6 protein-coding genes are annotated in these 7,013 nt (G+C 67.9%); all 6 read right to left on the bottom strand.

The features are described from left to right. Positions 1 to 100 precede the first annotated feature (100 nt). The 6 genes from K9B35_RS19295 to K9B35_RS19270 all read right to left on the bottom strand — a co-directional run bounded on the left by K9B35_RS19295 (position 101) and on the right by K9B35_RS19270 (position 7,001). Positions 101 to 640: a DUF4136 domain-containing protein gene (locus K9B35_RS19295; RefSeq protein WP_224923631.1), complete on the bottom strand. Its 540-nt coding sequence runs from the start codon at positions 638 to 640 to the stop codon at positions 101 to 103. Positions 641 to 653: 13 nt separating this feature from the next. Beyond that, positions 654 to 1,409: a hypothetical protein gene (locus K9B35_RS19290; protein ID WP_224923630.1), complete on the bottom strand. Its 756-nt coding sequence runs from the start codon at positions 1,407 to 1,409 to the stop codon at positions 654 to 656. Between the two features lie 138 nt (positions 1,410 to 1,547). Further along, positions 1,548 to 4,166, bottom strand: coding sequence for a PAS domain S-box protein (locus K9B35_RS19285; protein ID WP_224923629.1), 2,619 nt, complete (start codon positions 4,164 to 4,166; stop codon positions 1,548 to 1,550). Positions 4,167 to 4,282: 116 nt separating this feature from the next. Next, positions 4,283 to 5,740 carry an IMP dehydrogenase gene (gene guaB, locus K9B35_RS19280; RefSeq protein WP_224923628.1) on the bottom strand — a complete coding sequence of 486 codons (1,458 nt, stop codon included), beginning with the start codon at positions 5,738 to 5,740 and terminating at the stop codon, positions 4,283 to 4,285. 98 nt (positions 5,741 to 5,838) lie between these two features. Beyond that, positions 5,839 to 6,174, bottom strand: coding sequence for a hypothetical protein (locus K9B35_RS19275; RefSeq protein ID WP_224923627.1), 336 nt, complete (start codon positions 6,172 to 6,174; stop codon positions 5,839 to 5,841). Then, positions 6,174 to 7,001, bottom strand: a complete 828-nt coding sequence (locus tag K9B35_RS19270; RefSeq protein WP_224923626.1) for an HpcH/HpaI aldolase/citrate lyase family protein — start codon at positions 6,999 to 7,001, stop codon at positions 6,174 to 6,176. The genes K9B35_RS19275 and K9B35_RS19270 overlap by 1 nt, the downstream gene beginning before the upstream one ends. Positions 7,002 to 7,013: the final 12 nt, after the last annotated feature.

The following is a 7,013-nucleotide window of genomic DNA, read 5'->3' as shown; positions in this document are numbered from 1 at the left end:
CGGCCCGCTCCCCCACCCGGCCACCCATAGAATACACTGTCGTTGGGTGGCCGGGTGGGGGAGCGGGCCGGTGCCGCGTTCAGCGCAGCTGAAATGCCCCTTAGGGTATCGACAGCGGTTCGGCGAGGGTTTGCGGGAACGCGCGGATAACAGCGGGGGCGAGCTTGGCGGCGAGTGCCGAGGGGGTGTCGTTCCGCGTCCCTTCCGCCTGCGCGGTCAGGGCGCTGCCGCTCCACACTACCTTGTCATCCGCACGGCTGACCAGCTCGACCGTCAGCGTGGTGACGATCAGGCCGCGCAGCTGGCGCTTGTCCGACGGCAGCGTGACACTAACCGCCCCGCCCCAATTGCCAAGGCCGCCCGATGCGCCCTGTTCGCGCCCGTTCGACGCGACCGCGCCGCGCGCCGCACGGGTCAGGCTGATCCGGGCGATGTAGCGGCCCCGTGCCTGCGCCGGGAGTGCGGTGAAGCGTGCGTCGAGCAACGCCTGTTCGACCGCATCGGCGAAGGTCTGGCGCACCGCTGCGGGAGTGGCTTCGTCCTTCACCGCCTCGACCGTCACCGTGCCGGGAGTCGGCACCGGGGCGTCCTGAACGCCGGAGGCCAGTAGCGCCAAAGCTGCCATCCACATCATCGTCATTCCTTTCTAACGCTCACTCGGCACGCACCGAGTCCAGTCCATAGTCGACCCGGATCCGAACCCATTCGCCAACCTGATACTGCCCGCGCAGCCGGGGTGGGCGGACGCGGAACTGCCAGGCGGCGGCGAGCCATGCGCGCCCGATCTGCGCGCCATCTGGATACTCGTCGATCAGCACGCAGCTGTCGACGCGATAATCGGCCACCGTCCGGCAGGCGATCGTCGCCCAGCCCGGCGCGCGGGCCGTCGACAGATAGCCGCGCGTTTCACTGTCATAGGGTTTGCGGAACCAGGACGCGGCGTAGAGCGGCTCGCCATTGGGCCCGCGCCCTTCGACGCGGCGCGAATCCCCGGGATCGGGACCGGGCGCAGGGGGGCCGGCGACGCGGCGCGCGGGTGCCGCTGGACCCGCAGCGGGTCGGCGCGGCAGCGTGGCGATATCGGGCAGGCGACTCAGCGGGATGTCGAGCAGCAGCGGCGGTTCGGGCGCGGGATCGGCGACCACCGGGTCCGGTGTCGGCGGCGTTTCCGCGTCGCGCGGCTGGGCGCGCTCGGTCGGCTGGGCCACGGCGTCAGCGGGGCGGGCGTCGGACGGCGGCTCTGGCGCGGATTCGGGTTCGGGGCTGACGCCGAACGTCGCCATCGGCACGGTCTCTTCCGGCGGGGTCAGGATCTTGGGCGCGAGGGTCAGCAGCAGCAGCGCCAGCAGCAGCTCGATCAGCAGCGCCAGCGCGATCGCCACCGCGCGCGTGCCGAACCGATCACGCACGCGCTGAAGCAGCGGGCGCGAGTCTTGGACTGGGGGTGGGACGGCGATACTCGACAAGGCGCGCTCGAGTTGCCCGCGCATTGCGTCGAAATGATGTCGGGCTTTTCCCCCTCCCGGAAAGGGAGGGGGATAAAAGTCCTAAACCCGTTGCAGCATCGCCTCTGCAACCGCGCGTTCGAGGTCGGCCTGGGTGAAGGGCTTATTCAGCCGGAGCAGTTGGTCCGCCGCGTCGGCGGGGGTTTCGCCATAGCCGGTGGCGAGGATGATCGGCAGTTCGGGGCGCAGCGCGCGTGCTCGTGCGATCAATTCGGTGCCGGTCATACCGGGCATCGCCTGATCGGTGACCAGCAGCGCGATATCCTCCCGCGCCTCGAGCTGCTCGAGCGCGGCGGTGCCGGAGTCTGCCTCAATCGCCTTATGCCCCAGATCGGTGAGCAGATCGGCGGTGTTCATCAGCACCAGCGGATCGTCATCGGCCACCAGCACGACGAGCGACCGGGTCGCTGCCCGACCCGCGACACTGCGCGGCGCGGCCACGGCGGAGCGCGCGCCGTCACCGGCGACGGGCAGCCAGATATGGGCGCAGGTGCCGCTGCCCGGATCGCTCTCCATCTCCAGCATCCCGCCATTCTGGCGCGCAAAGCCGTGGATCATCGACAGGCCAAGGCCGGTGCCCTTGCCGACGCCCTTCGTTGTGAAGAACGGCTCGGTGGCGCGTGCGAGCGTGGCGGCATCCATGCCCATCCCCTCGTCGCGCACCGTCATCCGGACATAATGGCCGGACGACAGGCCGCGGACTTCGCCGATCACTTCGCGCTCGACGCCATTGATGCAGATGCGTCCGCCGTCGGGCATCGCGTCGCGAGCGTTCACGACGAGGTTTACGAGCGCCATTTCGAGCTGGTTGGCATCGGCCGAGACCGCGGGCAGATGAGCGGGGAAATCGACCTCGATCCGCCACGACGGACCGATCGTGCGTTCGAGCAGGCCGCGCATGTCGGCGACCAATGCGGGGACGTCGATCCGCTCGGTCTTCAGCTCCTGCCGCCGCGCAAACGCCAGCATCCGCTGCGTCAGCGCCGCACCGCGATCTGCCGCCTGCATCGAATTGTCGATCAGGCGGGTGATCTGCGCATCATCCTCGGGCAGGCGTTTGCGCAGCAGCGTGAGGCCGCTGATGATCGCCATCAGCAGATTGTTGAAGTCGTGCGCGACGCCGCCGGTCAGCTGGCCGATCGCCTCGATCTTCTGCGCCTGGAACAGCGCCTCACGCGCGACTTCCAGCTCGCGCTGCGCCTCTTCGCGTTCGGTGATGTCGCGGGTGATCTTGGCAAAGCCGATCAGGCGCCCGTCATCATCGTGAATTGCGTCAAGCACCACGCTGGCACGGAAACGGACGCCGCCCTTGCGCATCCGCCACCCTTCTGCGGCAAAGCGGCCGAGACGGCGTGCGGTTTCGAGCGCGCGCTGCGGCTCGCCGGCGGCGCGATCCTCGTCGGGATAGAAGGTCGAGAAATGCGCGCCCATGATCTCGTCGGGGGCATAGCCCTTGATCCGCTGCGCCCCGGCATTCCAGCTCGCCACCACGCCGCTGGGGTCGAGCATGTAGATCGCATAGTCGGTCACGCCCTGAACCAGCAGGCGGAACTGGGTGCGGCTTTGTTCGAGCGCGGCGGCGCGCTCGGTCGCGCGGGTTTCGAGTTCGGCGTTGAGTTCGCGCAGCTGGATCGCGGTCTTGCGCAGCTCCGCCTCGGCCGCCGCACGCTCGACATGCGCCCAGCTGCGGTCGGTCACCTCGCGGATCAGCGCGACCTCATCGGCGGTCCAGACATGCGGTTCGTCGTGGTGCGCCGCCATCAGCGCGATCAGCCGCCCGTCCTTGACCAGCGGCATGCAGCAGGTGGCGGCGATGCGGATCGACTGGAACGTCGCCGCCTCATGCCCGGGCAGTTCGACGGCATTGTCATCGAGGATTAGCGGGCGCCCGGCGCTGAGTTCGCGCACCGCCTGTTCGCCGAATGCGGCAAAGCTGTAATGCCCGATGGTCGAGGGCAATCCCGACCGCAGCCATTCGCCGCGGATCGTCAACCCGGTGCCATCGGCGTCCATATCGGCATAGGCGCAGTTGGATGCGCCAAGATGTTCGGCAAGCTTGGCCGTGGTGATCGCAAGGACTTCCAGCGGATCGGTCGCGCGGCCGGTGTCGCGGTCGAGCGCGTCGAGGAAGCGCAGCCGCGCCTCGCTCTTGCGCAGCGCCTGTTCGGCGAGGACCGACTCGGTCGTCTCGACCACCACCGCCATCACCCCGGCGGGGTGCCCGTCATCGTCGAACACGGGCGAGTAATCGAGGTCGAGCCAGCAATCCTCGAACACCCCGGTGCGGTTGAGCTTCAGCCGGTGGTTGCGGTAGGCGAGCGTGCCGCCAGCAAGGCCGACGCGCATGACATGTGCGTTGAGATCGGCGACTTCGGGCCACGCCTCCAGCACCTTCATGCCGAGCAGGCCGGGATGGCGTTCGCCGGCGAACTGCGAATAGCCGTCATTATAGATGAGGTAACCGTCCTCGCCCCACAGCATCACCAGCGGGACTGGCGAGTTGACGAGGAAGGCGACGATACTGCGCAGGCTTTGCGACCAGGTCTCGATCGCGCCCACGCTTGTCGCGGCCCAGTCGAACGCGGCGATGCGCGCGCCCATCTCTCCATCATTGGTCAGGAATGCCGGGACGTTCGCCGCCCGCGCCGCAGTTGATCTCACGCCCGCTCCAATACATGCCCCCGGGACGGCGCGCATGCACCGTCCCGCAGCATCAACGCGCGGGCGTAACGAATGATCCCAGGCGGACTAAAGTTTTGGGATCGGGCGGTTTAGCTCTACCGCGTCGGGTAGTTGGGCGCCTCGCGCGTAATCGTCACGTCGTGGACATGGCTTTCGCGCAGGCCGGCATTGGTGATGCGGACGAACTTGCCCTTCTGCTGCAGCTCAGGGATGGTCGCTGCGCCGGTATAGCCCATCGCCGCCTTGATGCCGCCGATCAGCTGGTGGATCACGTCCTTGGCCGGGCCCTTGAACGCGACCTGCCCCTCGATCCCCTCGGGGACGAGCTTGAGCTGATCCTTGATGTCGCCCTGGAAATAGCGGTCGGCCGAGCCGCGGCCCATCGCGCCGACGCTGCCCATGCCGCGATAGGATTTGTACGCGCGGCCCTGATACAGGAACGTCTCGCCCGGCGCTTCCTCGGTCCCCGCCAGCAGCGATCCGACCATGCAGGTCGAGGCACCGGCGGCCAGCGCCTTGGCGAGGTCGCCCGAGGTGCGCAGGCCGCCATCGGCGATCACCGGCACGCCCGACTTGGCGGCTTCGTTGGCGGCATCCATCACCGCGGTCAGCTGCGGCACGCCCACGCCCGCAACGACGCGGGTGGTGCAGATCGATCCGGGGCCGATGCCGACCTTTACCCCATCCGCGCCCGCGTCGATCAGCGCGCGGGTGGCGGCGGCGGTCGCGACGTTGCCCGCGACGACCTGGACGCGGTTCGACAGCTTCTTCACCCGCTCGACCGCGCGCGCGACGTCCTTGTTATGGCCGTGCGCGGTGTCGATGACGATCAGGTCGACTTCGGCATCGACCAAGGCGGCGGTGCGCTCAAACCCCTTGTCACCCACCGTGGTGGCGGCGGCGACGCACAGGCGACCGGCACCATCCTTGGTCGCATTGGGATAGTTCACCGCCTTTTCGATGTCCTTGACGGTGATCAGGCCGACGCAGCGATAGTTTTCGTCCACCACCAGCAGCTTTTCGATGCGGCGCTGGTGCAGCAGGCGGCGGGCTTCTTCCTGCCCCACGCCGATCGACACGGTGGCGAGGTTGTCGTGGGTCATCAGCTCGCTGACCGGCTGCCCCGGATTTTCGGCAAAGCGCACGTCGCGATTGGTGAGGATGCCGACCAGCTTGCCATCACCCTCGGTCACCGGAATGCCGCTGATCTTGTGCCGCGTCATCAGCGCCTGCGCCTCGGCCAGCGTGCCGCTGGCGCGGATCGTGATCGGGTTGACGACCATACCGCTTTCGAAGCGCTTGACCTGCCGCACCGCCTCAACCTGCTCATCAATCTCGAGATTGCGGTGGAGCACCCCAATTCCCCCGAGCTGCGCCATCACGATCGCCATGTCCGCTTCGGTCACCGTGTCCATCGCCGAGGACAGGATCGGGATGTTCAGCTTGAGCGAGCGCGTAACGAAGGTGCTGGTGTCCGCCATGCTCGGCAGGACCTCGCTCTCGCCCGGGTACAGCAGGACGTCGTCGAAAGTGAGGCCGAGGGGGATATCCATGGGGTGCGCCAATGTCCTGAGTCGAAGATTGGCGGCCCATGTAACCGCGCTATGTGACGGGCGCTAGGGGGTGCTGCGTCGCAGCGCGGGACAGCGCATCAGCCGTTCAGTTTTTGCAGCCATTGCTGCGCCTGTTTGGGTTCCCCCACGGCGTGCGCACCCACTTTCCCGCGCGACCGGAGAAACTCGGCGTGAAGGTCGAACGGCGGCAGCAACAGGCGCTCGCGCATCACGTTGATGTCGTCACCCAATTCGGTCAGTTCGGCGACCATCGGCGCAGCGGCAGCCCGGCTGGCGCGATCATCATTATGGCCGAACAAGCCCCAACGCCCCGCCGCCGTCACCTCAAGCGCCTTGATCAGCGCGGCGCGATAGTCGGCCTCCAGCTCGATCCGGTGTTCGTCGAGCTTCGCCAGGCGATCCGCCTTTGCCATCAGTTGTGCCCGCCCGCGCGCGCCAGCAGTGCCTTGGCGCGGTCGACATGCATCTCCTCGATCATCGCGTCCTTGTAGCGTTCGGCCCCGCCGGTGAACGCCGCGACCAGCGCGCGTGCCTCTTCGAGTTCCGCTTCGGTCGGATCGAACGCCGCGCGGGCGATGTCGATCTGGTTGGGGTGGATCAGGCTCTTGCCGTCAAAGCCGAGCAGGCGGCCTTCGGCGCATTCCGCCGCCAAGCCCTCGGGATCGTCGAGGCGATTGAACACGCCGTCGAGCACCCAGAGTTCGCGCGCCCGCGCCGCCAGCACGACCAGCTGGAGCGACAGCGCCATCTGTGCGCGGCCCGCCGCCGGGGGCAGCTTCAGCGATGCGGCAAGATCATTGGTGCCGACGATCAGGCCAGCCAGCTCGACGCCCCAGCCGGTGGTGCTGGCGATCGGGCCGACATTCATCACGCCCGCCGCGGTCTCGATCATCGCCAGCACGGGGCGGTCGGCATAGAGCGCGGCATAGGTGATTGCCTCCGCCGTCTCGACCTTGGGCACAATGACATGGGTCGCGGCGGATTTCTTCACCGCCTTGAGGTCCGCCTTCCAGTGATCGCTGTCCTTGGCATTGACGCGGACGCCGAACGGGCGGTCGCCAAAGCCTTCGACCGCGCGCACCGCCTCTCGCGCCGCTTCCTTGTCCTCCGCCTTCACGGCATCCTCAAGGTCGAGGATCACCATGTCGGCGGCGAGGCCCCTGGCCTTCTCGATCGCGCGCGGGTTCGACGCGGGCAGGAACAGCGCAGTGCGCGGCGGGGCGTAAATCGCTTTGCTCATGGGCCCTCTATG

Source organism: Sphingomonas sp. R647 (assembly GCF_020177055.1).
GTDB lineage: Bacteria > Pseudomonadota > Alphaproteobacteria > Sphingomonadales > Sphingomonadaceae > Sphingomonas.
Note: the sequence above shows the minus strand (reverse complement) of the source record. Positions and strands in the feature narration are given on the sequence as shown.

Excerpts from the sequence above, each read along its gene's own strand:
- K9B35_RS19270 (WP_224923626.1), bottom strand. The coding sequence starts at position 7,001 with ATGAGCAAAGCGATTTACGCCCCGCCGCGCACTGCGCTGTTCCTGCCC.
- K9B35_RS19295 (WP_224923631.1), bottom strand. The coding sequence starts at position 640 with ATGACGATGATGTGGATGGCAGCTTTGGCGCTACTGGCCTCCGGCGTT.
- guaB (WP_224923628.1), bottom strand. The coding sequence starts at position 5,740 with ATGGATATCCCCCTCGGCCTCACTTTCGACGACGTCCTGCTGTACCCG.
- K9B35_RS19275 (WP_224923627.1), bottom strand. The coding sequence starts at position 6,174 with ATGGCAAAGGCGGATCGCCTGGCGAAGCTCGACGAACACCGGATCGAG.